21 protein-coding genes and 1 pseudogene are annotated in these 21538 nt (G+C 66.9%); 14 read left to right on the forward strand and 8 right to left on the reverse strand.

Translation table 11 applies throughout. The annotated features are described in order from the left end of the window. Window positions 1–106: 106 nt before the first annotated feature. Both ABZV00_RS36360 and ABZV00_RS36365 read left to right on the forward strand, forming a co-directional pair. A pseudogene (locus ABZV00_RS36360) lies at window positions 107–217 on the forward strand (transposase); the annotation flags it as partial. A 176-nt stretch (window positions 218–393) separates the two neighbouring features. Then, a complete protein-coding gene (locus ABZV00_RS36365; RefSeq protein ID WP_355614760.1) occupies window positions 394–1110 on the forward strand; it encodes an LPXTG cell wall anchor domain-containing protein in 717 nt (238 codons plus the stop codon). Here ABZV00_RS36365 and ABZV00_RS36370 read toward each other — a convergent pair. Continuing rightward, a complete protein-coding gene (locus ABZV00_RS36370; protein WP_355614763.1) occupies window positions 1068–3050 on the reverse strand; it encodes a hypothetical protein in 1983 nt (660 codons plus the stop codon). The genes ABZV00_RS36365 and ABZV00_RS36370 overlap by 43 nt on opposite strands. On the opposite strand from ABZV00_RS36370, the gene ABZV00_RS36375 reads away from it, so the two are divergent. Together ABZV00_RS36375 and ABZV00_RS36380 are read left to right on the forward strand one after the other, a co-directional pair. Then, window positions 2999–5737 (forward strand): transcriptional regulator, encoded by a 2739-nt coding sequence (locus ABZV00_RS36375; RefSeq protein WP_355614766.1) that lies wholly within the window; start codon window positions 2999–3001, stop codon window positions 5735–5737. The genes ABZV00_RS36370 and ABZV00_RS36375 overlap by 52 nt on opposite strands. 626 nt (window positions 5738–6363) lie before the next feature. Then, window positions 6364–6750: a VOC family protein gene (locus ABZV00_RS36380; RefSeq protein WP_355614769.1), complete on the forward strand. Its 387-nt coding sequence runs from the start codon at window positions 6364–6366 to the stop codon at window positions 6748–6750. A 134-nt stretch (window positions 6751–6884) separates the two neighbouring features. Here the strand turns inward: ABZV00_RS36380 and ABZV00_RS36385 are convergent, their stop codons facing one another. Then, window positions 6885–7340 (reverse strand): NUDIX domain-containing protein, encoded by a 456-nt coding sequence (locus ABZV00_RS36385; RefSeq protein WP_355614772.1) that lies wholly within the window; start codon window positions 7338–7340, stop codon window positions 6885–6887. Window positions 7341–7472: 132 nt separating this feature from the next. Here ABZV00_RS36385 and ABZV00_RS36390 point away from each other — a divergent pair, with 132 nt between their 5' ends. After that, window positions 7473–7919, forward strand: a complete 447-nt coding sequence (locus tag ABZV00_RS36390; RefSeq protein WP_355614775.1) for a hypothetical protein — start codon at window positions 7473–7475, stop codon at window positions 7917–7919. A 49-nt stretch (window positions 7920–7968) separates the two neighbouring features. Here ABZV00_RS36390 and ABZV00_RS36395 read toward each other — a convergent pair whose 3' ends face one another. Then, a complete protein-coding gene (locus ABZV00_RS36395; RefSeq protein ID WP_355614778.1) occupies window positions 7969–8529 on the reverse strand; it encodes a GNAT family protein in 561 nt (186 codons plus the stop codon). 203 nt (window positions 8530–8732) lie between these two features. Here ABZV00_RS36395 and ABZV00_RS36400 point away from each other — a divergent pair, with 203 nt between their 5' ends. Then, window positions 8733–9542: a DUF5984 family protein gene (locus tag ABZV00_RS36400; RefSeq protein WP_355614781.1), complete on the forward strand. Its 810-nt coding sequence runs from the start codon at window positions 8733–8735 to the stop codon at window positions 9540–9542. Window positions 9543–9693: 151 nt separating this feature from the next. After that, window positions 9694–9975 (forward strand): hypothetical protein, encoded by a 282-nt coding sequence (locus ABZV00_RS36405; RefSeq protein ID WP_355614784.1) that lies wholly within the window; start codon window positions 9694–9696, stop codon window positions 9973–9975. Between the two features lie 676 nt (window positions 9976–10651). Here ABZV00_RS36405 and ABZV00_RS36410 read toward each other — a convergent pair. From ABZV00_RS36410 to ABZV00_RS36420, 3 genes are all read right to left on the reverse strand, one after another. Further along, a complete protein-coding gene (locus ABZV00_RS36410) occupies window positions 10652–11737 on the reverse strand; it encodes an IS110 family transposase (protein WP_355614787.1) in 1086 nt (361 codons plus the stop codon). 110 nt (window positions 11738–11847) lie between these two features. Then, window positions 11848–12462, reverse strand: coding sequence for a TMEM175 family protein (locus ABZV00_RS36415; RefSeq protein WP_355614790.1), 615 nt, complete (start codon window positions 12460–12462; stop codon window positions 11848–11850). A 302-nt stretch (window positions 12463–12764) separates the two neighbouring features. Further along, window positions 12765–13250 carry a helix-turn-helix domain-containing protein gene (locus ABZV00_RS36420; RefSeq protein ID WP_355614793.1) on the reverse strand — a complete coding sequence of 162 codons (486 nt, stop codon included), beginning with the start codon at window positions 13248–13250 and terminating at the stop codon, window positions 12765–12767. A gap of 142 nt (window positions 13251–13392) precedes the next feature. Here ABZV00_RS36420 and ABZV00_RS36425 point away from each other — a divergent pair, with 142 nt between their 5' ends. Both ABZV00_RS36425 and ABZV00_RS36430 read left to right on the forward strand, forming a co-directional pair. Next, window positions 13393–14397, forward strand: a complete 1005-nt coding sequence (locus ABZV00_RS36425) for an NADP-dependent oxidoreductase (protein WP_355614796.1) — start codon at window positions 13393–13395, stop codon at window positions 14395–14397. 223 nt (window positions 14398–14620) lie between these two features. Continuing rightward, window positions 14621–15229, forward strand: coding sequence for an alpha/beta hydrolase (locus tag ABZV00_RS36430; RefSeq protein WP_355614798.1), 609 nt, complete (start codon window positions 14621–14623; stop codon window positions 15227–15229). A gap of 167 nt (window positions 15230–15396) precedes the next feature. On the opposite strand, the gene ABZV00_RS36435 is transcribed toward ABZV00_RS36430, so the two are convergent. Together ABZV00_RS36435 and ABZV00_RS36440 are read right to left on the reverse strand one after the other, a co-directional pair. Continuing rightward, window positions 15397–16560, reverse strand: a complete 1164-nt coding sequence (locus ABZV00_RS36435; RefSeq protein WP_355614801.1) for an IS110 family transposase — start codon at window positions 16558–16560, stop codon at window positions 15397–15399. 311 nt (window positions 16561–16871) lie between these two features. Next, window positions 16872–17462 (reverse strand): YcxB family protein, encoded by a 591-nt coding sequence (locus tag ABZV00_RS36440; RefSeq protein WP_355614804.1) that lies wholly within the window; start codon window positions 17460–17462, stop codon window positions 16872–16874. Between the two features lie 186 nt (window positions 17463–17648). On the opposite strand from ABZV00_RS36440, the gene ABZV00_RS36445 reads away from it, so the two are divergent. The 5 genes from ABZV00_RS36445 to ABZV00_RS36465 form a co-directional block, all read left to right on the forward strand. Next, complete coding sequence (locus tag ABZV00_RS36445) at window positions 17649–18110, forward strand: hypothetical protein (RefSeq protein WP_355614807.1); 462 nt, start codon at window positions 17649–17651, stop codon at window positions 18108–18110. A 605-nt stretch (window positions 18111–18715) separates the two neighbouring features. After that, window positions 18716–19399, forward strand: coding sequence for a DUF1062 domain-containing protein (locus ABZV00_RS36450; RefSeq protein WP_355614816.1), 684 nt, complete (start codon window positions 18716–18718; stop codon window positions 19397–19399). A 128-nt stretch (window positions 19400–19527) separates the two neighbouring features. After that, window positions 19528–20109: a GNAT family N-acetyltransferase gene (locus ABZV00_RS36455; protein WP_355614810.1), complete on the forward strand. Its 582-nt coding sequence runs from the start codon at window positions 19528–19530 to the stop codon at window positions 20107–20109. 629 nt (window positions 20110–20738) lie between these two features. Further along, entirely contained in the window at window positions 20739–21185 is a 447-nt protein-coding gene (locus ABZV00_RS36460) for a helix-turn-helix domain-containing protein (protein ID WP_355614813.1), read from the forward strand. 179 nt (window positions 21186–21364) lie between these two features. Further along, the coding region (locus ABZV00_RS36465; RefSeq protein WP_355614819.1) for a helix-turn-helix domain-containing protein at window positions 21365–21538 on the forward strand (174 nt) is incomplete at its 3' end.

Here is a 21538-nt window from a genome sequence, read left to right on the forward strand (position 1 = left end):
CAGCCCCCGAAGCGTCGACGACATCGTCCGCGCCGCACTCGTGCTCACCCACTTCGAATACCGATACCTACCCAATTGTCGTTGAGATCACCTCAGTAGGCGACGGATTCGCCGCCCCTCGGCCCGGTCGGACCAGCGCACGAAAGGCGAGGCGTAACTGCGTGGTCTGCTTCTGGACGGGCGGCGTAAGTCGATGCAGCCGATGGCAGAAGGTCTTGGTGTGGATCATCACGGGTTGCAGGTGCGACCCAGACCGCCGTGCCGGGCTTGATGAACAGCTTCTGCGCCGCGGTCCTGCTCATTGCGCAGTCTAGGACGTCGATCCCTTCTTGCTTTTCCGCCCACTGACGGTAATATCTCCATGTTTTGGCTTGCAACGGGGAGGAAGACCACATGCGATGGAAGGTCCCGGCCGGCGCCCTAATGGCGCTGGCCTTTTTGATTCCGGCGGCACCGGCGGTGGCTCAAACCGAATCGCCCGGGCTGAACGAGGCCTGCCAAACGGTCGAGCGCAAGGTGTACAAGGATATCCGCGAGCTTGTCACCATCGACCTGGATACCGCCACCGATGTACAGGTGCGGGTGTTGGCCGCCCAGATCCTGGCCACGGCAAACGCCGACTCGTTGCCCGTTTTGCCTCGCGTAATACAGGAGCGGCTGAACGGCACCGCGGATGATCTCCGCGCATTCCTCAAGGCGGACGTGCAGAACGCCTGGTCAACGGATCTGCGGATCACGGTGGTCCGGACGTTGACGGGCGCTGGCGCCAACGTGAAGGCGGCCGCGCAAAAGGTGCTCGACGACGGGGCCATCGATGCCTACCTGGCTTACCTGAACAACGGCCTGTACGCCGCACGTGCGCTTGACTGCGCGTCTCAGCCCACACCGACACCGACGTCTCAGCCCACACCGACACCCAGCGCCACGACGACCGTTGCACCGACCCCTACTACCTCCGCCAGCCTGGGCGCCCCCGGCGGCGAGGGCGGTGGGCTGGCCGTGACCGGTGCCAACACCGCGACCGTGGCCGGCATTGGCGGTGCGCTTCTGCTCCTCGGCGGCGCGGGCTACCTGATCGGACGCCGACGCCGTTCCCGCTTCGTGGCATAGCTCACTCGACGCGCCCGGCTCGATGCTTCGTCGGGCCGGGCGCGATCAGCGCTGTGCTTGGCGAGGTTCGTCGCGGCCCGAAGGCGTGATGTCGTGAGGGTGAGTGCTGCGCGCGTGAGGTAGATACCCGCGGTGGCGGTGGTCGCGTGGGTGATGGCGGGACGGGCCATCGCGAGCCAGCTGGGTAGGTCGTCAGCGGAAATGCGGGGCGCGGTGGCCGCGACGAGGGCGGCGCACGCGGCCAGCGGCAGGGCCGCGCCGAGGGTCCATTTCAGGTAGGGGGTGTAGTCGAATCTGACGGCGGTGCCGGTGGCGAGGCCGTAGAGCGCGGCGGTGATGGCGCCGCCGACGGCGGCGGTCAGGTATCCGCGTCGGATGAGGCTGCCTGTTGTGGGTTCGGGCGTCGAGGCGGCGGATGTTCCAGCGAGCCAGGTGGTGGGTGCGAGGTGCGCCACGGCGAATGCAGTGAGCATGACGAGTGCGCCGGCGGCGCCGAGTTGCGGTAGCGAGGTGCGGACGCCGACGACCCAGGTGCTGTAGGTGGAGATGTCGGCGGTGAGCACGGCTTGCAGGAGCAGGGCCAGGGAACAAGCACCGAGGAGTAGGGCGCCGGTGAGGTCGCCGACGCGTAGGCGGACGCGGGGTAGCCGTGCGGCGGCTGCGGATCCTGGTTGGTGGGTGGTGAGGGAGAGGGCCCCGTCAGCGAGGGCGTGGGGGTGATCGATCAGCGTAGGGGTGATGCCGGCGGCTGCGGTGAGGGCTTCGGCCAGCGCGGGCACGCCGAGGGCAGGCCTGAGGATGACGTTAGCGAGGTGCGTTTTGTCGATGTCGGCTGCGTCGAGGAGTCCGTCGACTGCGCCGGGGATCTGGTCGAGGAGAGGCTGTGCGGCGACCGTGACGTCGTCGCGGGTGATGACGGCGGGTTGGCGGGGCGCGGGTAGCAGGATCGGCGCTTGATCTTGGGTCGCGAGCAGACGCCTGGCGGTCCGGACAGATTCCAGGAGGCCAGGTCCGCAGTGTGCTTCGTCGTTACTGGGCGCAGTCGTCACCGCTCGGAGCGGGTCGGAGTCGGCGGTTGCCGTCCGGATGACGTGTTGGGCGATGTGGTGGTCGAGGCCTCGGTCGAGATTGATCTGCTGTGTCGCCAGTTCGCGGTAGCCGTCGGCGACGGTCTGCAGGACGGTGAGGATCGCCGGTTCGCGGTCTGCCTGACATATGAGCACGCAGGAGCCTGTCGGCACGGTGACGCCGAGCGTCGTGGCGTAGGCGGCGAGGGCGGCGGGCGCGGTGACCAGCGCGGGAGGTGGAAATCCCGCGCGGGTTGCTGCCTCGCTGACGCTTCCGCAGCGGCGTGGACCCCAGCTCGGCGGAACGGTCACGGTGAGCGCGGTGATCCGCCCGTTGACTTGGACGGCAGCATGATGGGTGACGTGCCGCAGCACGGCGGCGAGCAGATCCACCGGGTCGGGTTGCGCCCCAACTGCGGCGTTGGCGGGCCCGCCGAGGAGGTCAGTCGGGTTATCGACGAACCGATGGTCTGCCGGCAAGGACATCGCGGCCGTTGTGTCGAGACCGACATAGATCTCCCCTGCGGGGCCGATGGCGGCGCCAGGCGGCATGACGAGGCGACCGTCGATGAGGATGGGGATCTTCAGGCCGTGGCTGCTGACAGTGGCCGCGATGGCCGACGAACTTAGGTCGATCGACAACACAGTGCCCCCGCTTGGCATGAGGGGCAGTCTCGCCCGTGAGGTCGAGGTGGCGTCAACCGTGATCCGCTGAACGTGACTCTTTGTGCGCAGATGGTGAGAATCCTTTCGACGGGATAGCCGGAGACACTCACGCTCGTGTATTCGGAGAAGATCGAGGATCAATCGCAGGGGGACAGGTGCCGCAGACGCGCCGGGGCAAAGGCGACAGACTTGCCGAGTACGGTGCACGAGCCACCGTCCGCGTTCCACCCGATTCGCTGCCGCGCCGCGCGCAGCCGTCCATAGTCGGGGCTGTTCGCGGCGTCATCGGTGCCGGCCTCTTCTTCGTCGCCGTTCCGGCACTGCTGTGGGCTACGGGTGGGAACCCTTTCCGCCGGCTGCCGACCTGGTCGCAGATCCCAGACTGGTTCGAGCGCTCTAGCGGACGGTTCACCCCGGACTTCCTCATCGGTGCAGCCGTCTGGGCGATGTGGCTGCTGTGGGGCGTGTTCACATTGCTCCTGCTCGCCGAGATCCTCGGGGCGGTGACCCGGTGGCGCATCCCCATACTCAGGCTGCCAGCCCCGTTGCACCGGCTCGTGTTCGGTTTGGCCGGCACCGCCGCGCTCGCCGTCACCCCCGCCGGCTCCCTCAACGCGGCGGTGCATTCGGATCGGCCGGCTACACCCGTCGCCGCGACCGAGCGCGCCGATGTTCCCCGGCAAGCCGCAGCCCGCGGGCCCGCCGTCATCCACGTGGCCGACCAGCGCTACCTCTACACCGTCGAGCGACACGACACCTTGTCCAAGGTCGCGAAGGAGTGGCTCGGTGATGCGGGTCGGTGGCCGGAGGTCTGCCGCCTGAACAAGCACCGCCATTTTCCTGTCGGTGGTGTCCTGCGTGACTGCGACCTCATCTACCCGGGCTGGGAGCTTCGCCTACCTGCCGATGCCCGCCCACCACAAGCCGCCAGACGAGCAGCGCCCCCCACGCCCCGGTCGGGTCGGCCTGCGACACCGCCCTTATCGCCGAGTGCCGCCCCGGACCCGCCCGATCCCGCCGTGCCGCCGCCCGCGCCCGAGCAACCAGCCGCCGTTCCCACCACCACGCGGTCGGCAGCCCCAAGCGGATCCGTTTCGTCGCCAGCGCCGTCGTCCGGGGCCTCCAACCTTGCGGCGCCGCCGCCCGTCACGCACAGCCCTACGGCGGCCACAGATGACCGGGGTGTGGATCTGTCGGACTCCGGTTGGCTGCCCTGGTCGCTCGCCGCCGCCATCAGCGCCGCCGCCGCAATGGTCTGGCTCCAACGCCGCCGTCGATACAACGGCGAGCCTGACGCTGATCCGCCCACCGAGCTTCCTCCGCCGGTGCTCCAGGTCCGCCGCGCCGTGGCCGCCCGCAATCTTGAGCCGGCGAATGCGAGCAGCGGCGACGGCCCGCCGCTCGCTCTCGTACCCGAGCTCGCGTCACTGCCGACCGGCGGATGCGGAGTCGTCGGCGACGGCGCGCCCGCTGCCGCCCGCGCCGCCCTCGTCGCCGTGCTGGCCTCCGGCGGCCCGAACCACCCCGACGCCCGCGGCGAGGTCGTCATCGACGCCGCCAGCTTGACTACGCTGCTCGGCCCGGACGTGGTGACCCTCAACCCATGGCCGCGCCTGCATGTGACCCACAGCATTGACGACGCGCTCACCGTGATCGAGTCCCGGCTGCTGCACCGCAGCCGCATCCTCGACGAACACGCCCTGACCGACTTGGACGAGCTGCGGCGGACGGTGCCCGACGAGGAAGCGCTACCGCCGGTCATGCTCATCGCCGAGACCCCGCCCGCGAGTGCCCGAATGCGCGCCAAGGTTGCCCTCGCCTTGGGTGAAGGTCTGCACGTGTCCGCGCTGCTGCTCGGCGAATGGGCCCACGGCGCCACCGTCGAGGTCGCCCCGGACGGACACACCACGCTCATCTCCGGGCAGCCCGCCGAACCGCTGCCGCCGAGACTTCCTGTGCTCGAACTGGCCGCCGCTATGCAGATCCTGACGACGCTGCGCGAGGCGCAGACCGGCGAACCGCCCGCAATCACCTCACCGGCCGTGCCGGTCACGATCGTGCCCCTGCACGCCAGCCGCACCGAGATCACGCCCACCGCCACGGACCCGGCTACCCCGACCGCCGTCAAGCCCACCGCCGACACCCTGTCGGGACGGGCGCGGCTGCGCGTGCTCGGCACCCCGCGCATCGACGGCATCACCGCGGAAGGCCGGCCGCTCCGCGCCAAAGCCCTGGAACTGGCGGTGTACCTCGCCGTCCACCCAGATGGAGCCGGCACCCGCGACATCGGCGAATACCTCGAACCCGACGCCCGAATCAGCCAAGCCGACCAACGCGTACACACCAACGCCTCGAACCTGCGGCACGTCCTCGGCCGCGCGGGCACCGCTGAGACGAAGAACGCCTACGTCATCAAGTCCGCCGGACGGTACCTGCTCGACCCGGCGACCGTGGACGTCGACGTGTGGACACTGCGCGATCTGATGCGCAGCGCCACCATCGCCACCGAGCCGCGCCGCCGCCAACTCCTCACCGCCGCCTGCGACCTCTACACCGCACCCCTTGCGGATGGTCAGGACTATGAGTGGCTGCAGCCACACCGCGAGACGGTCCGCCGCTGGGGCACCGAAGCCCACCTACTGCTGGCCGACGACCTACTCGACAGTAGCCCGCAGGCCGCATCCGACCTGCTCGCAAAGGCCATCGGACTCGACCGCTACAACGAGGCCCTCTACACCAAGGCGATGCACGCCCGACACGCCCTCGGCGACGCCGACGGCATCCGCACCCTGCTACGCGCCCTGACCAAAGCCCTCGCCGACCTCGACGCCGAACCGCAGGAAGACACAATCTCGCTCGCCACACAGCTACGCAACACCCTGGACGAGAATTGACCGTCCCCGCCAGGCCGCCCCGCGCACCTTTGCTACGCCTGCTGGCGCTCGTGCCGATCCTCCACGGGGCGATTGCGTGCAAGGTGCGCCGGACAGCCAGCCATGGCGAGCCGCATACTCATGCGGACAACCCCTCTGGATCAACGCCATCCGCCCGCCAGTTCGCTACACCTCGTGCGGCCTGCGCATCGGCGCGCCCCCGTTAACCGGTCGAAACCGCCACCGTGCTGGCCGCCGTCGCCCTCCCGCTGTCGGGCCGGCCAGCTGAGTGCTGGCCGCCTTCGCGTGGTGGGCAGCGGAATGATCCTGCTCGTGTTCATTGACCTGGCCGAGATGCGACTATCACCGCGATCGGCCTCGGCCTCCGCTGCATGGGTCGCCGGGTGGCCGGAGCCTTCCTGCCGCTCGGATCGTTCCTGGTTGCCGGCGCTGTGGTCGCCCTGCTATCTCCTTGACCAGCGCCTCGAAGAAGCGGGGACGGAACCGCACGTGACCCTTGATGACAGGAGACGGGGTCGCCAGCATCCGCTTCTGCCGATGAGCGGATGTTTGCCCGATTGCCTGTGTGCACCGAGCCCAGGTCGTGGCTCTTTGCCGCCGAAGCGCGGCGCCGATACGGTCATCGGATGTCGATCTTCCGGACTCCTCAGGTGATTCTCTTCAGCGACGATCTCCCCCGAGCCGTCACCTTCTATAAGCGGCTGGGATTCACCGAGACTTTCCGGGTACCGATCGACAGCGATCCGATACACGTCGATCTCGTCCTCGACGGATACAAGATCGGCATCGCCTCGGTTGCCTCCACCCGCGACGACCATGGCCTAGACCCCATCGCCGAAGGCCAGCGCGCGGCCGTCATTCTTTGGACGGACGACACCACAGCGGCCTACGACAACCTGGTCGCAGGCGGAGCACCTGCCTTGGCATCCCCGCACGTGTGGCTGGGCCGGTTGCTTATCGCGTGGATCGCAGACCCTGACGGCAACCCGATCCAGATCGTCCAATCCCTGTGACCGCTGCTCATCGCCGCCACGAACCGGCCGGTGCATCGTCCGCCTGGCACTGCAGGCCACGGCAACCCGTGCTCATCTGCCGATGACCGGATGCAGGGGATTCAACCGGACGGAAGTGCCGAGCAGCGATGGATCTACGGGCCGCTCGGCGATGCGGTTGTCCGTGCTTCGTCGGGACGAGGCAGCCGGTCAGGCTCAGGCAGGGAACGAAGCAATGCCGGCAGGGCGCCAAACACGAGGGGAAGGCCGCCCAGCTCGCTGATCCCGACCCATGCGATGTCGTCATGCTCCTCAGGTGCACGGTTGGTGGGAGAGCCGACCCAGTCTCTGATTTGCCAGACGCCCACGTGGACGGCGTCCTCGCCACTGCCGGCATGCAGGTCGCCCAACCGTGCCGAGGACTCCGCCACAATGTGAACCCCTAGCTCCTCGTGCATCTCACGCGCGAGGGCCTGTAGTTCCGACTCACCCGCTTCGACGTGCCCCCCGGGCAGGTCCCAGAGATCCGGGTATGCCCGGCGGGTCGGGCTGCGGTGTACCAGCAGGACCGCGCCGTTCTCCACGAGTGCGCCGCAGACGACGACATGCATGACGGGATTAGAGCACAGGGATAGGACAAGCTCGCTCCAGCCAGAGGGCATGCGCAGACATCCGGCTCTGCCGCGGTTCGGGAGCGCTGTCTGGCCGAAGCGCTTGGCTCCTGCTACACACGGTGCATGGGGATGGACATCTATGACCAGTACGAGCGGGACGCCGACCAGCACCTGGCCGCTTACGGTTTGCGGGTCGGCGCTGACCAGGTCTCGATCGTGCGGGATGTCCTCGTGCGCGAAGCCCGGCGCGAGGCGGAGACCTACTCTGGAACGGGCACCGTACCCGGCAACACGCAGTTGATGCGGATGTGCGCCGTCCAGCTGTGGCACGTCGGCGCCGTCGAGGACGCGCTGTTGGTTCACCGCGCTCGCGGCACCAGTATGGACGCGGCCGGCGCCATCGACGCGGAACTGATGCTGGGGGCGGGCGTCGCCAGGACCAAGGAGTATCTCACCACCGTATGCACCGAGGAAGCCCGAGAGATCCTCGATGTGATCACGTGGGTGGAGGAGGCGTACGACCCCGGACACTACGCAGCTTTCCTCGACAGGTACTACCGAGCTGGGTCCCACTGAGAACATTCTGGCCAGGGCTTCATGCCGGCCTGAGAATCTTCGGCTGCTCCTACGGTGCTGCCTCTCGATGCCAAGTCTCGGCGAGGAGGGCGTAGGTGTAGCCGTCCACCCAGCCCAGTTCGGCGTGCCAGGAATCGCCGACGCCGTGCTGCTCACGACGCATGCCGACCTTTTCGAGGATTCGCACCGAGGCGAGGTTGTCCGCGAAGCAGCCAGCGGTGATTCTCCGAATGCCCAGCCGGTCGAATGCGTGCGCCACCACCGCGGTGACCGCCTCGGTCGCGTAGCCATTTCCGCCGTAGGCTGGATCGAAGATGTAGCCGAGCTGGGCCTCGGTCCGTGGTGGCATGCCGGGTTGACCCATGCCGTCGACGACGTCGAGCGAGACAGTTCCGATCACCACGCCGTCGAGCGTGGCCGCCATGCTGTGGTCGTCGGGGTCTGCGGCCGCGCGTCGCCATGCCGCGCGTAAGGATGCAGGGTCGACCTGCGTGCGGAGTAGCCAGCGCGTGGCCTGCGGCAGATTGCGGTACTCCAGGATCCGGTCGACGTCCTCGTCCCGCACCGGGCGAAGCTCGAGGCGTTCGGTGCGTACGGTGGTGTTCTCCATGAGGCGGGACGCTAGTGGACGCACCCCGGCGAGACGCCCGAATATCGGTCCGCCCGGCCCGACATGGCGCACTATCTGGTGGCCCCCGCCCCGTGTCCTCGGCAGCACAGGACGCACGCTCATGGCCGCGATCCGTGCGGACCGGGTCGCGACCGCCATGTCGACATCCGCTGACGCGGCGAGGCGTACGGGATACTGCCTCGATGATCAGGTTCCGCTTCGAGTTGTATCCGCTGGACGAGGTGTCGTCGTGGGGCGGTGACCAACCAACGCTGCACTGGTTCGGGCTCACCGAGGGCTGGTACTGGCTCGAGGTCGGCGGGCACCAGCTGCTGCGGCGGACCCGCCTCGATCATCCGCATCCCTACGTCGACTACTACCTGGCCCGGCTCTGGGAAGACGTCAATGTCCTCACACCGGACGTCCTCGAGCCGGTGCCCGCCGATCTGCAGCTGTTCATCGCCTCCGACCCCGCGCAGTGGGCATGCGATCCGCTCGCATTCGTCACCGCCGGTGACGAGGACGGATTCGGGGACATCGACCCGAATGCGCCCGACCACCCGGTGGTCACGGCCGCGAACTGGCACGGCGAGCACTACCTGGACCTCGGCTACCTGCGGAATGCTCCAAGTCTGCGGTTCTGGCGCACCGTCCGCGGCGACAGCGACGAGATCACCGTGGACTGGCGGCACGAGGACAACGGCGAGATCGGTTTCACTGCCGGCCCGGCCGTCCGGTTCTGCGTCCCGACCGCCGCGTACCTCGAGGCTGTACACACGCTCGACCGAGGGCTGATGACGGCGGTGCTGCAGCGGGTCGAGGAGTTGGAACGTCGTGGCGGCCTGCCCGGCGTTGACCTTGACCTCGTCGGGCTGCGGCGGGAACACGAGGACCGCGCGCATTGGCTCGCTAGGAACCTCGACCGCACACCCAAGACCGACTGGGACACCGTCCGCCAAGGCGCCGACCGGCTGCTCGGTGACCCACATCAGGCCAGCGCCCCGACGGCCTAGCGACCGCGGAGCCGGCCGTACCCTTCCAAGACCAGATGTCCGGATCTGCCGCGATCCGCGCGCTACGCGGCGTTACGAAGTGCTGACTCGGCCGGCATACGCACATGCCGATGAGCGTGTGTCTCCTCAGGCTCCGCCTATGATCACACGCATGTTCATCGAGGTCATCGGTAATCATCAGTTGCCCGACGACGTCGATCGCGATGACGTCGAAGAACTACTCGCGACTGCTCTACAAGCTGACGGCGAAGTGACCGGCGCGGGTAGCGGATCGGGCCGATGGCATCTCGACGTCGAGGTCTCGGCCGATGCGGATCAGTTTCCACACGTACTTCGAAGGCTGGCCACCGCGCTGGTCGACCAGGATCTTGGATGGGTGGTGCTCCGACCGGAGCACGAGGAGACGGGGAAGTCAGCTCGCGAGCTTGTCTGAGGCCGCTACCGCTCATGACATGCCCGCATCTGCCGCTGACCGCGCGGTCATGCCGAATTTAGTTCGCCACTCGCGGATCATCGGCGTGTGCACCGGCCTAGCTCCACTGCGCCCAGGTACGGCGCGATGTGCTTGCCGAGCAGCCATCGGTAGAGCGCCACAGTCTGGGAGCGCAGGCTCGGCCGCTGGGTGATCCACCGCTCCGCATGGTCCCCAGCGTGATCCGCGCCCGCTCAGGGTCAATCCACTCACCGCGCATCATCTGCGCTTCGACCATTGACAGGCACACAGTAATCCATGGTGGACGCTGCCTGTGCGGTCTCACTTGCCGGACCTGCCGAGACCAAGATTTACGGCTGGAGTACTGATATGTAGAGCAGCTTGTCAAGAGGCAAGGCGGGGATGGCGTCCGGAGAAGAGGGTTCCGGCCGCTGTTCTACGTTGTGGGCCAGGCGGTGCGGTCGGTCGTGAGCGTGTCGTTTGCGACGCGCGGTCAGACTGATATACGCGGATTGGTTACCTGCAGGACGGGCTGTTCGGCTGGAGCGTCGCGCTGGTCTAGAAAGTCGAGCGTGGCACCGCAAAGCGTTGCTGCTCTTAGTACTGGCGCGGGTTCGCTCCACGCGCTGCCACGTCCGGCCGGCACCGCCTGGCTGCTCATGGGTGCTGCGTTGGGTCAGTCGCCGAGGACCGCCAGGGACCAGCACCATCCGGCCAGCTCGCGAGCGACGGCGACGTTGGCGATCACGGTCTTCTTCTTCCGGGCGACGAAGTTCTCCCACCGCTGATGCAGCCGGTGATTGCCGGCGTTCCCGCGCGCGGTGGCCGCGGGTGAGGCGAGTTTCCACCGGGCCCGCATCGTGGCGCCGGGGTTGCGGTAGTCGCGGCGGTGGTGCCAGGCGGCCTCGACGAGCAGCCGCCGGGCGTGAGTGTTGCCAGCCTTGGTGATCGAGCCCTGGGAACGTTGCTGCCCGGACGACGATTCGGTCGGAACCAGGCCGAGGTAAGCGCCGATCGTGGCCCCGGTGAACCGATGCCAGTCGCCGACCTCCACCGCCAGCCCGAACGCGGTCAACGTGGACACCCCACGCAGGCAACCCAGCCGCCGCACGATGGCGGCGTATTCGCCGTTGGCGGCCATCTCGGTGATGGCCTTGTCGAGGCGGTCACGGCGGTCCAAGGTGAGCAGCATGGCCTCCAGGTCGGCATCGAACGCGAGCTGGATGCCACGCTGGTCGAACCGCTGACCCCGAAGCCACGTCTCGTGGACCCCGTTCCACGGATGACCACCGGAGTAGACGATGCCGTGGCGCAGCAACAGCTTGGACACCCGGTGCCGGCAACGCATCAGATCACCCCGGGCATCCTCACGGGCCCGCACGAGGTCCCGGGCCGCCTCCTGTTCGACGCTGGGAACCCGGACCTGCACGATCTCGTCCATCCGCAGCAACCGGGCCAGCAGCAACGCATCCCGGGCATCGGTCTTGATCCGATCGCCCGCCGGCCGCTGCAGCTTCGACGGCGCCGCGACCACGCACCGCACCCCGGCCGCGACCAGCTGCCGGGCCAGGTCGAACCCGGTCGGGCCGGCCTCGTACGCCACCGCCACCGGCGCCGGCAACTCCCGCAGCCAGTCCAGGACCGCCTCCGCCGACGGAACAAGCCGCCGACGCATCACCTGCCCGGTCACCGTGTCCAGACCGCAGGCCACGATCGACCGCGCGTGCACGTCCAGACCAACACTCGTACGCTCACTGAACACCGGGGCCTCCCGCAAATGTCGGCACTACCGACGGGGCCCACTCCTCGTCGGCAATCCACGTCAGGTTGCGAGTGAGGCCCCGGCCCGGTCAACCAGGCTGCTCATACCGTCTAGCGAGGGGTCGTGATGCCGGTGTAGAGCGGTACGGCGAGAAAAAGCGCAAACGCGATCCAAGGCGAGACGTACCCGAATAGGCCCCCACCGAGAAAGAGCGCGGCGCCGATCAGTGCCTTGGCCCGCTCCTGCCGGAGGTACTTGCCGCCGCCCGCATGGATCAGCTCGGGGTGCCGGACGGCGTACTGGTAGAAGATCCACGCGCTGATTAGCATCAGCGCGCCGACAAGGGCATAGAGGGCGAGTGCGGTCTGGATGTCGCCCTGATTGCCCGCCTTCAGGAATCGGGCGACCACGGCGGTCGGAAAGGGTACCAGCGCTGAGCTGAACAATATGGCGAGGTTGGCCCAGTTCAGCGGCGGGCTGGTCGCCCGGATGCGCTCGAACACGTAGCGATGCGCCAGCCAGATCGCTGCCAGGTTGAGGAACGACGTGGCGTACGCCAGGTACGCCGGCCATTCTTCGAGCAGCCCCCGCAACAGGTGGCCGGGACTGACCTGGGGCGGCTTCAGGTCGAGCACGAGCAGGGTGATGATGATGGCGAGCACCGCGTCGCTGAACATCTCTGTTCGCTCGACACTCCTGGCTGAACGCGCCTCGTCTTCTGCCACACCCAATCCTGATCTCCCATCCCAACCACCCGCCGACTGCTGTGGCCGGATTTCGCCACCTCGCTCAACGAGTGAGGCAGGTCCTGGACGTCGAGCCGTTGGGCTCGGCGCCGACGTTCAGACCGGATGGCAGTAGATCCTGAGATCCCGCGCGCCCCTGTCCTGATACTCCAGCCGTAGATCTTGATCTTTAGGGTGTTGGGCTGCTTGTTGCCGGTAGTGGCTGGTCCGGGCGCGGGCTTGGTGGCGGCGTCGCCGTGCGCCATCGTGGATGCACAGGCGAGCGTTGAGCGCTGGTCGCATCACTGGTCCGCCGTCATTCGAAAGCCTGGGCCAGGTGCGGCTTGGATGTCGCTCGCCTGGACGTGGTGATCGTGCTCGCATCGGACCTGCACGGAGAGTTGGGCGCCGCACCTGTCGTGGCGGGTGATGATGGCCGGGCCCGCCGAGTCGGCGCGGTATCGGTCGCCCCACTGCATCAGTCCTAGCACTGCCGGCGCCAGATCGGTCCCCTTGGGTGTGATCACGTACCGGAGTCGGCTGCGGGAGCCTGCCTCCTGGTATGGCTCGGTGGACAGGATGCCGTGCTCGACGAGCTTGCGGAGCCGCTCAGCGAGCAGGTTGCGGGGACATCCCAAGATGCGTTCGAAGTCGCTGAAGCGGGATGCGCCGTACCAGACCTCTCGAAGGATCAGCAGGGTCCACTTCTCGCCCACCACCTCCAAGGTTCGGGCGATCGAGCAATTCGTCGTGTCCCGAGCAATAAGCATGTCAACACCAGCGTCCATACACCCATCATACTAGCTGAGTTTACTTTTCAATACTCAGGTCGTAGTGTTCATAGCTTGAGACGAGGCTTGCGGTTACAGAGCGCTGACGGGCGGGGAGTCTTGCGCTGCCGCCTGCGGCGCGGCGAGGACGGAGAGAACGATGAAGGCATTTATTGTCGAGCGCTACGGGGATGCCAGCGCAGTGCGTGCTGGCGATGTGCCAGATCCGCAGGTGGGCGATCAGGACGTCCTCGTTCGGATTCACGCGGCGAGCGTCAATCCGCTCGACCTCAGGACCCGGAACGGCGACTTCAAGGTGATCCTGCCGTACCGGGTGCCGTTCGTCCTGGGCAATGACCTGGCCGGCGTGGTTGTCGCAGCGGGTGCGGGCGTAACGCGATTCACGGTAGGCGACGAGGTCTACGCACGTCCGGACAAGAACCGGATCGGAGCGTTCGCGGAACTCATCGCGATCCACCAGGGCGACGTGGCGACCAAGCCGACCACGCTCGCCATGGAGGAGGCCGCGTCCATTCCCCTGGTCGGCTTGACCGCTTGGCAGGCCCTGGTTGAGCGAGCGAACGTGCAGGCGGGCCAGAAGGTCCTCATCCATGCAGGCTCCGGCGGCGTGGGCACCATCGCCATCCAGTTGGCGAAGCATCTGGGGGCGAGCGTGGCCACGACCGCGAGCACGTCAAAGGTCGACTTGGTGAAGGGTCTGGGCGCGGACGTCGTCGTCGACTACAAGAAGCAGGCTTTCGAGACGGTCCTGCACGACTATGACGTTGTTCTGGACACTCTCGGTGGCGAGACGCTCGACAAGTCTCTGCAGGTGCTGAAACCGGGTGGGAAAGTCATCAGCATCGCCGGACCGCCCGATCCCACCTTCGCCAAGGAACTGGGAGCAAATCACCTCGTCAGGCTGGTGATGACCGCTTTAAGCTTCCGAACCCGGCAGCATGCGCGACGCCGCCACGTGACGTACTCGTTCCTCTTCATGAGGGCCAGTGGTGACCAGCTGCGCGAAGTCACCTCCCTCATCGAGGCCGGGACGATCCGGCCGGTCGTGGACCGAGTGTTTCCATTCGAGTCGACCCGGGAAGCCCTGGCGTATGTCGAGGAAGGGCGCGCCAAGGCCGGCAAAGTCGTCGTCCGGATGAAGTGATCGCACCTGCCGCTCTCAGATAGCCGTGAACCGTCAGGCTGCGGCGGACAGAGCGCGCCACCGTTGCGGGGGAGGGCACGAGCGACCCGCCACTACCAGAAACCGCCAAGCGCGCTCCACTAAAGGAGACCCGACATGGACGTGTCGGGAAGCTCTGGGAGCAGCTCACGTGTGTCCTACAAGGATGCGCCAACCCGGGCCGTGTCGGTAGATGGCGTGAACTTTGGCCGCGGTCTTAGACAACTGGGATCCGCGAGTAGTCGACGGTCTCGCCGCTCAGCATCGAGTGATCACCTTGGACAACCGAGGTGTTGGCGCGTCAGGGGGCTCGACACCGGACACGATCGAGGCGATGACGCACGACGCGATGGCGTTCATCCAGGCTTTGGGACTCGAACAGGTCGATCTGCTCGGATTCTCGATGGGCGGCTTCATCTCGCAGGGAATCGCACAAGAGGAACCGCAGCTAGTCCGCAAGATCATTCTCGCGGGCACAGGTCCTGCTGGAGGCGAAGGCATCGACGAAGTCACAGCAGTGACCCTTCAGGGCATCGTGAGGGGCGCCTTGACCTTCCAGGATCCAAAGCAGTTCCTCTTCTTCACCAGGACAGCCAACGGGCGTCAGGCAGGACGCGAGTTTCTGCAGCGTTTGAAGGAACGCAAGGAGGGCCGCGACAGGGCCATGTCCCTGCGGGCTTTCCGCGCCCAACTCAAGCTATCCGCCGGTGGGGGCGCCAAGAGCCGACAGACCTCTCGACCATCACCCATCCGGTACTGGTGGCGAACGGGGACAGCGACAGGTTGGTGCCAAGCAGGAACACCGTCGCCCTAGCCGAACGTCTACCCAACAGCGAGTTCATACCGCCGTACCCAGACGCCGGACACGGCGGGATTTTCCAATACCACGAAGAGTTCGTTCGGAAGGCGCTTGAGTTCCTCACGCCCCAGAAGACTCAAGGGCTCGGCGCTGCCGACATCCGCTCATGGCACCCCTTTGTGTCAAGACACCGCTCGGAGGGCGAATTTAGGCTGGGTGGTGGCGGGTCCGGGAAGTGGCTTGTCCGAAGGGCCGATGTCCGGGGTCAGGTCGGTCACGCTGGATTGCAGAGTCGTTCCCGAGTGCCCTCCCGGATCCGCCGCCTGCCGTCGTTGCTGGTCTGCGAGCATGCGCGCGTAGATGACGTTGGACAGTCGCCGCTTCAGCGCCCGCGTGGCTTCCATGGAGGTCTTCCCGGCGGCTTTCTTCGTGTCGAAGTAGGCGCGGCCTTCGGTGCGGTTGCGCAGCTGGACCACGGCCATGATGTGCAGTGTCCGGTTGATCCGCCGGTTGCCGGCGCGGGAGAGCCGGTGACGCTTCTGGTCACCGGAGGACGCATCGAGCGGGGCGGTGCCGTTCCAGGACGCGAACCGGTCGCGGTCGGCGAAGCGGCGGATGTCGCCGACGTCTGCCAGCAGCCGGGCTGCACCTGACGGGCCGATCCCGTGCAGGTCCATCAGGGTGCAGCCGCGGGCGATCACCAGCTCCTTGAGGTCCTTCTCCGCAGCCTTGATCTTCTTGTCGATGCTCTCAAGTTCACCGATCAGCTCGACGACGAGGCGGCGTCTGGTCTTGCCGACGATGTCTCTGGGTTTGATGGTCGCGATCAGCGCACGTGCCTGCCCGGCGGACAGGAACTGCTTTGCCCCGCCTGGGAAAAGTTCCAGCAGCAGCCGGTGCAGCCGGTTGACGGTCTGCGTCCGTGCCCGGCCAAGCTCGTCGCGACGGTCGACCAGCATTCCCATCACCTGCAGGTCCGGGTCGAGCTGGACCTGCACCAGGTTCGGCGAACGCAGTGCCACCATCGCCACCGAGTGCGCATCCACCGGGTCGGTCTTGCGGCCGTTGCCAGTGGCGAACACCCGCACCTGAGCAGACAGCTTCGCCGGCACGTCCATGACCGTCTCACCGTCATGCACCAGTCGGTGCGCGATGTGCTTGCCGATGCCGTTGCACCCCTCGACCGCCCACACCCGATCGGCGTACATACGGCCGGCGGCGAGCATGTCGGCGTAGCCAATCTTGTCGGCGCCGTACCTGCCCACTGCGAGCACCCGGGCGCGTTCGTCGACGACCTCGATGGTTGCTGAACGCTTGTGCGGGTCCATCCCGATGATCACCGTCATCGGTGCCTCCCTTGCCGGAACTGGATGAGTTATCAGCAAGGAGGGCACCGCTACTTCGAGCAGAACAAACCCCTTTTCAGCCTCTCCTCGCGCGGTGCCCGGCGAGACCGCAGGCCATGAGAGAGCCACACCAATGACACCGGTGGGCAGTCGCAATGTGGGAGCGTCTCGCCGAGCACCTGGACCGAGTCTGGCCGGACACCGATCCTGGGGAAAGTCTCTAAGTAGCCGCAATCCGCGCCTTACGGATGTACTGCGCGGGTTACTGGAGGTAGCCGAGCGGTCGGGCTGGTCGCATTGGGGGACGACGGTCACCCCGCGAACTCGAGGCGCCTAACGATGAAGTCATCCACGATCCGTTGATCCTCAGGCGAGAACGCCGCCCGCGGCACCGGGATCTGGCTCATGCCGTACTTCAGTAGCCAGGTGTGGCGTCGCCGCCGAATCCGGGTGATGCCAGACCAGTCGATCTGGGTCCGGCTACTCGCCGTCTGGATGTCGATGCCCGACGTACTAACCTCGTACCGGAACGGCTCGACGAAGAGGCGGCGCTGCAACAACCAACTCAGTGCCGGAAGGATCTCTGTCACGGCGAACGCGGCGCACAACACCAGCACGAGGTAGAGCAGCCGGCCGTTGAACCCGGTCAGTGTCGCGAGCAGCGTGGCCAGCAGCACAACCAGCGCCGCGAGGATGAGCAGTAGCGCCCGCATGACGCGTTGCCAGCGGCCCTGTGCGTCTTGATTCATCCGCCGCAGCAGGCCGTACGTCATCTGCACTTTCCCGGTCACGTGCACGAGCCGCAGTATCGCACGGCATCGCCGCAAGTCGTGCTTCGCCGAGGTGACAGCGATAGCCTCCCGAAGCATCGGAACCTGCCGAGTGAAGATGCGGTCCGCCACGTCAGACAGCTATCGGCACCGCGCCCATGAGGCCCTCAGCCCGTCATGTCCCTGCTGCAGCGACTCAGTATCCGGATCTGCCGCTGTCCGGGCTCATGCCCCGCGCTGGCCTTCAACGAGGGATTGTCGGACCTGGCCGCTAAGGTCCCCCGGCAGGCCTAGCCGCCGCCGACCGCGGAGGGCGTGATGGAAAGGCAGGACGTCGTGGGCGCGTCTGCGTGGAGCTACTTTGTCCCCTACCAGCCGCACCTGAACCGCGCGCTTCAAGAGCTGCGGCAGAGGGTCTTCGCAGAGGGCGACTACTACTGGGGCCTCGGCGCAGACTGGGTGCCTCCGGAGGAGCGGCGCCCACGGCCGCAAACGATCATGGAGCTATTCGCCGACGAATACGTCCAGGAGTGCGGGACACACTCGATACTCGACATGGACCACGTGTTGGGGCCCGAGGAAAGGCCGGACTACCGTACCGTCGAGCCCGTGTCGGCAGTGGAAGCCAAGGAACGGGCGGGAACCAATCGCCTAACACGAGCGCACATCGACGCCATCGATGACCTCGTCCGTAGCCGGTGGTTCGGGCGCTGCGCCGTCCTGCACGATGGCGCTGGTGAGCCCGCAGAGATCTACTTCTGGGGCTACTCAGGCGACTGATTCCGACGGCCACTGGTGCCCGTTGAGTAACGGCCGACCAGTCGCGACGCCATCGCAGCACCCAAACCGCCTTACGGCATCCGGCTCATAGCTTGGTCGTGGCTGTTCCTGAGCCGTATTGAGGTGCGGCCGGTCTTGGAATATCCGCACATGCCGCGATGCGCTCGTCACGCAAGGTAACCAGCTCACGGGTGCATGCATCTGGACGTCTCCTCTCTGTTCACCAATCCGCTGCGGCAGGTAGGCGGCGGTCGTCCCCGCGAGGCTGCCGAAGGACAGGGCGAAGGCCAGCGGGAGGAAGAAGTCCCACCGGGGGGCCGGAATACGGCAGAAAGGGGCCGCGGCGGCGATCGGCGCGTGGTCCACGCCCAACTCGCCGACCGCCCCTCAGTGCTCGGCACCAGGACAAAAATGGGTGGCCTCGCCAGCCCGTCCCACCCTAAGTTGTAACTGGATCTTCTTCTCCGACCCACTCACAAGAGGACTTCACCCCGCGTGACACCGCCTGCTCTTTAGACCTGACACCTTCCCCGTGCATCGGTCGCCGACGTCGCCGTCGGCTCTTTTCCCATGCCTTCCGTCAGGTCTTCAGAGAGATCATGTCTATGCGTCCTCATATCGTGCTGTCCTGGACCCTTCGGCGCACGCGCCTTCCCCTGCTCGCGTTCCACTGCGTCCACTGCCATTCCGGCCTCGCCAGCACCGGCGACGGGAAGTTCCGCGTCAATGCCGACGGCAAACTCCTCGACATCTGGCTCCTGGTTGCCTGCGTTTCCTGCGACCGAACCAGCAAAATCACCGTTCACGATCGCGTCCCGGTCCGGTACCTGGATCCGATCCTTCTGGAGGGCTACTCCGGCAACTCCTCTGCCCTCGTCGCCCGCGTCCCTCTCGACCCGCTGATCGCCCGGCGCAACCGGTTCGCCCTGGAGTGGGACTCATGCTGGGAACTGCTCGCCCCGTCCCCTCCCGAAAGCCCCTGGCCCGTCCAGGTTCCGGTCATCTTCGACGACCCCGTACCTCTTCGCCCCGAACGGCTCATCGCCCAAGGGGCTGGGCATCAGCTGCGGGGAGATCGCTCGCCGCGTCAAGATCGGCATTCCGCTGAACCGCAGAACTCACAGGGACCTCTCGTTCGTCCTGCCATGAGCCGCCGCCGTGGGCCTGAGCCGGGGCGAGAGGCAAGGTGGCCTTGCCCCGGACTGCATCACGCGGCGGTCAGCGCGCGGTCGATCATGACCGGCCGCGAACGAAGGTCAGGGCCGGCCCGATACCGGCGACGAGGGTGAACGTCCGGGTGCATACATCCGGACGTGCCGATGAGCGAGCACGTCGTTCCGCCCGCCCGCCGAGAAAACCCATTGCGAGTGGCCGGCACCGGATGTCTGGTTGATCGGCCACCAATCACAGGAGGGACATGACGCCCATGTCGCTGCCCACCCCCACGCTGCACACCACTCGCCTTAGACTGCGTCCCTTCGACGACGCGGATGCGAACGACCTCTTCGCGCTGCACAGCAACGCCTACGTGCTGCGCTACTGGGACGCGCCACCGTGGAGCGAGCGTGTGTGCTCGGAGCGGTTCATCACGGCTTGCCGGCAGATGGCAGAGGGGGGCACCGGGGCGCGGCTGGCCGTGGATCGTGACTCCGACGGGGCGTTCATCGGCTGGTGCAGCCTGAACCGGTGGAATCCGGACTACCGCAGCGCATCGTTGGGCTACTGCTTCGACGATGCCGCATGGGGCCACGGCTACGCGACGGAGGCCGCGCGCGCTTTGCTGCGGTGGGCATTCGACACGCTGGACCTGAATCGCGTCCAGGCTGAGACCGATACACGCAACGTGGCATCTGCCCGCGTGCTGGAGAAGCTCGGGTTCGTGCGTGAAGGGACGTTGCGGGAAGACTGCGTCGTGAACGGCGAGGTCTCTGACTCGTGGGTCTACGGGCTGATCAGGCGAGAGTGGCGGCCGTCGTCCGAGCCGGTGCCCGCCCGCTGAGTCCTCGCTCCCTCGCGCGCAGTCGCCCGGCATCCGGGTGCTCCGCTTCGCTTCGCTGCGTCGAGGGGTCGGCACCGGGCACTCTCAAACCGCGATCCGCGCGCTACGCAGCGTCACGCCAAGCGGGCCTAGTTGCCGTCGGGACGTGGCCGCTGGTCGGGCGTCGTGGGATCCGGACATGCCGATGTGCGGATGCACTGACCCGGAGCCGTCTGCGATGACGCGTACGATCGTGACGTGCGTTCTACGGGGACGGTTCGCGTCGGTGTACCTACGTGGGACATCGCGGTCCCGATGCGGCCGATGCGGCTGGCGGGCACCACCATGGCGGGGTTCAGCGATCGGGCCAACAGCTTCGTCGACGTTGAGGTGGTGCCGCACCCGGCCGTCATGATGGTCTTCGACCTCGGCGACCGGGCTCTGGTCGTCGATGACGGCAATGGGCGGGAACAACGAGGGTGTGTCGTCGCCGGACTGGCGCCTAACCGCGCTCGAGGGCAGGGCCAGGCTGGCAGCTTCCGTGCCTTCAGGTGCGGATGTCGCCCGTGATCGCACACACGGTCCTAGGTGCTGCGTCGGAGCTGAGCGGGGCGGTACTCAACCTCGACGACCTCTGGGGAGGCGACGCCGTGCGGACCCAGGAGCGGCTGCGCGCCGCCAAGTCGTGGGAAGACCGGTTCGCGATCGTGGAGGTCGCGTTGGCCCGGCGTCACGGCACGGGCCACGCGGTCGATCCGGAAGTCGCGTTCTGTTGGGGACGGATGGTGAACGGCCGGGGGCAGACACGGGTCGAGCGGTTGGCCGCTGAGGTCGGATGGAGCCGCAAACGGTTGTGGTCACGGTTCCGGTCGCAGATCGGCATCACCCCCAAGCGCGCCGCCCAGCTCATCCGGTTCGATCACGCGGCCCATCGCCTCGCCGCTGGTCACACCGCCGCCGCGGTGGCGGTGGATAGCGGTTACGCGGACCAGTCCCACCTTCATCGCGACGTCATGACCTTCACCGGGGTGACGCCTGGGGCGGTGGCGAGCGCGCCGTTCCTCGCCGTCGACGATGTCGCGTGGTCTCGGCCGTGACGCAGCACTCGATCGGAGTCCGTGGCTGACGGCCCGGGAACATTCGTCCAATCCACCGGCGGGCCCTGGCTGTGACAGTGGGTTCATAGCGTCGTTGCACCGCGGAGGACACATGAGAAGCAAGGGTGTGCCGCTGCTGGTTGATTTGCTAAGCGATCCTATGTGCTGCTATCTCGGTCATGTCGTTGCTGCGTCTGGGTCCGGCTGCGGAGTACATCGGTGTGCATCCTGTGACTTTGCGTCGGTGGGCGGATGAGGGACGTGTGGCGGTGACGTGGGTGGGTCGGGAACGTCGGTTCGACTCTGCGTTGCTGGACGTGTTCGTGGGTCGTGGTGAGGCGGAACGGCCGCGG

Origin of the sequence: Micromonospora sp. NPDC005173, assembly GCF_040608515.1 — a bacterium.
Taxonomy (GTDB): domain Bacteria; phylum Actinomycetota; class Actinomycetes; order Mycobacteriales; family Micromonosporaceae; genus Micromonospora.

Excerpts from the sequence above, each read along its gene's own strand:
- ABZV00_RS36450 (WP_355614816.1), top strand. The coding sequence starts at position 18,716 with ATGCGTCCTCATATCGTGCTGTCCTGGACCCTTCGGCGCACGCGCCTT.
- ABZV00_RS36380 (WP_355614769.1), top strand. The coding sequence starts at position 6,364 with ATGTCGATCTTCCGGACTCCTCAGGTGATTCTCTTCAGCGACGATCTC.
- ABZV00_RS36395 (WP_355614778.1), bottom strand. The coding sequence starts at position 8,529 with ATGGAGAACACCACCGTACGCACCGAACGCCTCGAGCTTCGCCCGGTG.
- ABZV00_RS36420 (WP_355614793.1), bottom strand. The coding sequence starts at position 13,250 with ATGGACGCTGGTGTTGACATGCTTATTGCTCGGGACACGACGAATTGC.
- ABZV00_RS36390 (WP_355614775.1), top strand. The coding sequence starts at position 7,473 with ATGGACATCTATGACCAGTACGAGCGGGACGCCGACCAGCACCTGGCC.
- ABZV00_RS36435 (WP_355614801.1), bottom strand. The coding sequence starts at position 16,560 with ATGACGGTGATCATCGGGATGGACCCGCACAAGCGTTCAGCAACCATC.
- ABZV00_RS36400 (WP_355614781.1), top strand. The coding sequence starts at position 8,733 with ATGATCAGGTTCCGCTTCGAGTTGTATCCGCTGGACGAGGTGTCGTCG.
- ABZV00_RS36445 (WP_355614807.1), top strand. The coding sequence starts at position 17,649 with ATGGAAAGGCAGGACGTCGTGGGCGCGTCTGCGTGGAGCTACTTTGTC.
- ABZV00_RS36425 (WP_355614796.1), top strand. The coding sequence starts at position 13,393 with ATGAAGGCATTTATTGTCGAGCGCTACGGGGATGCCAGCGCAGTGCGT.
- ABZV00_RS36405 (WP_355614784.1), top strand. The coding sequence starts at position 9,694 with ATGTTCATCGAGGTCATCGGTAATCATCAGTTGCCCGACGACGTCGAT.
- ABZV00_RS36365 (WP_355614760.1), top strand. The coding sequence starts at position 394 with ATGCGATGGAAGGTCCCGGCCGGCGCCCTAATGGCGCTGGCCTTTTTG.
- ABZV00_RS36455 (WP_355614810.1), top strand. The coding sequence starts at position 19,528 with ATGACGCCCATGTCGCTGCCCACCCCCACGCTGCACACCACTCGCCTT.
- ABZV00_RS36385 (WP_355614772.1), bottom strand. The coding sequence starts at position 7,340 with ATGCATGTCGTCGTCTGCGGCGCACTCGTGGAGAACGGCGCGGTCCTG.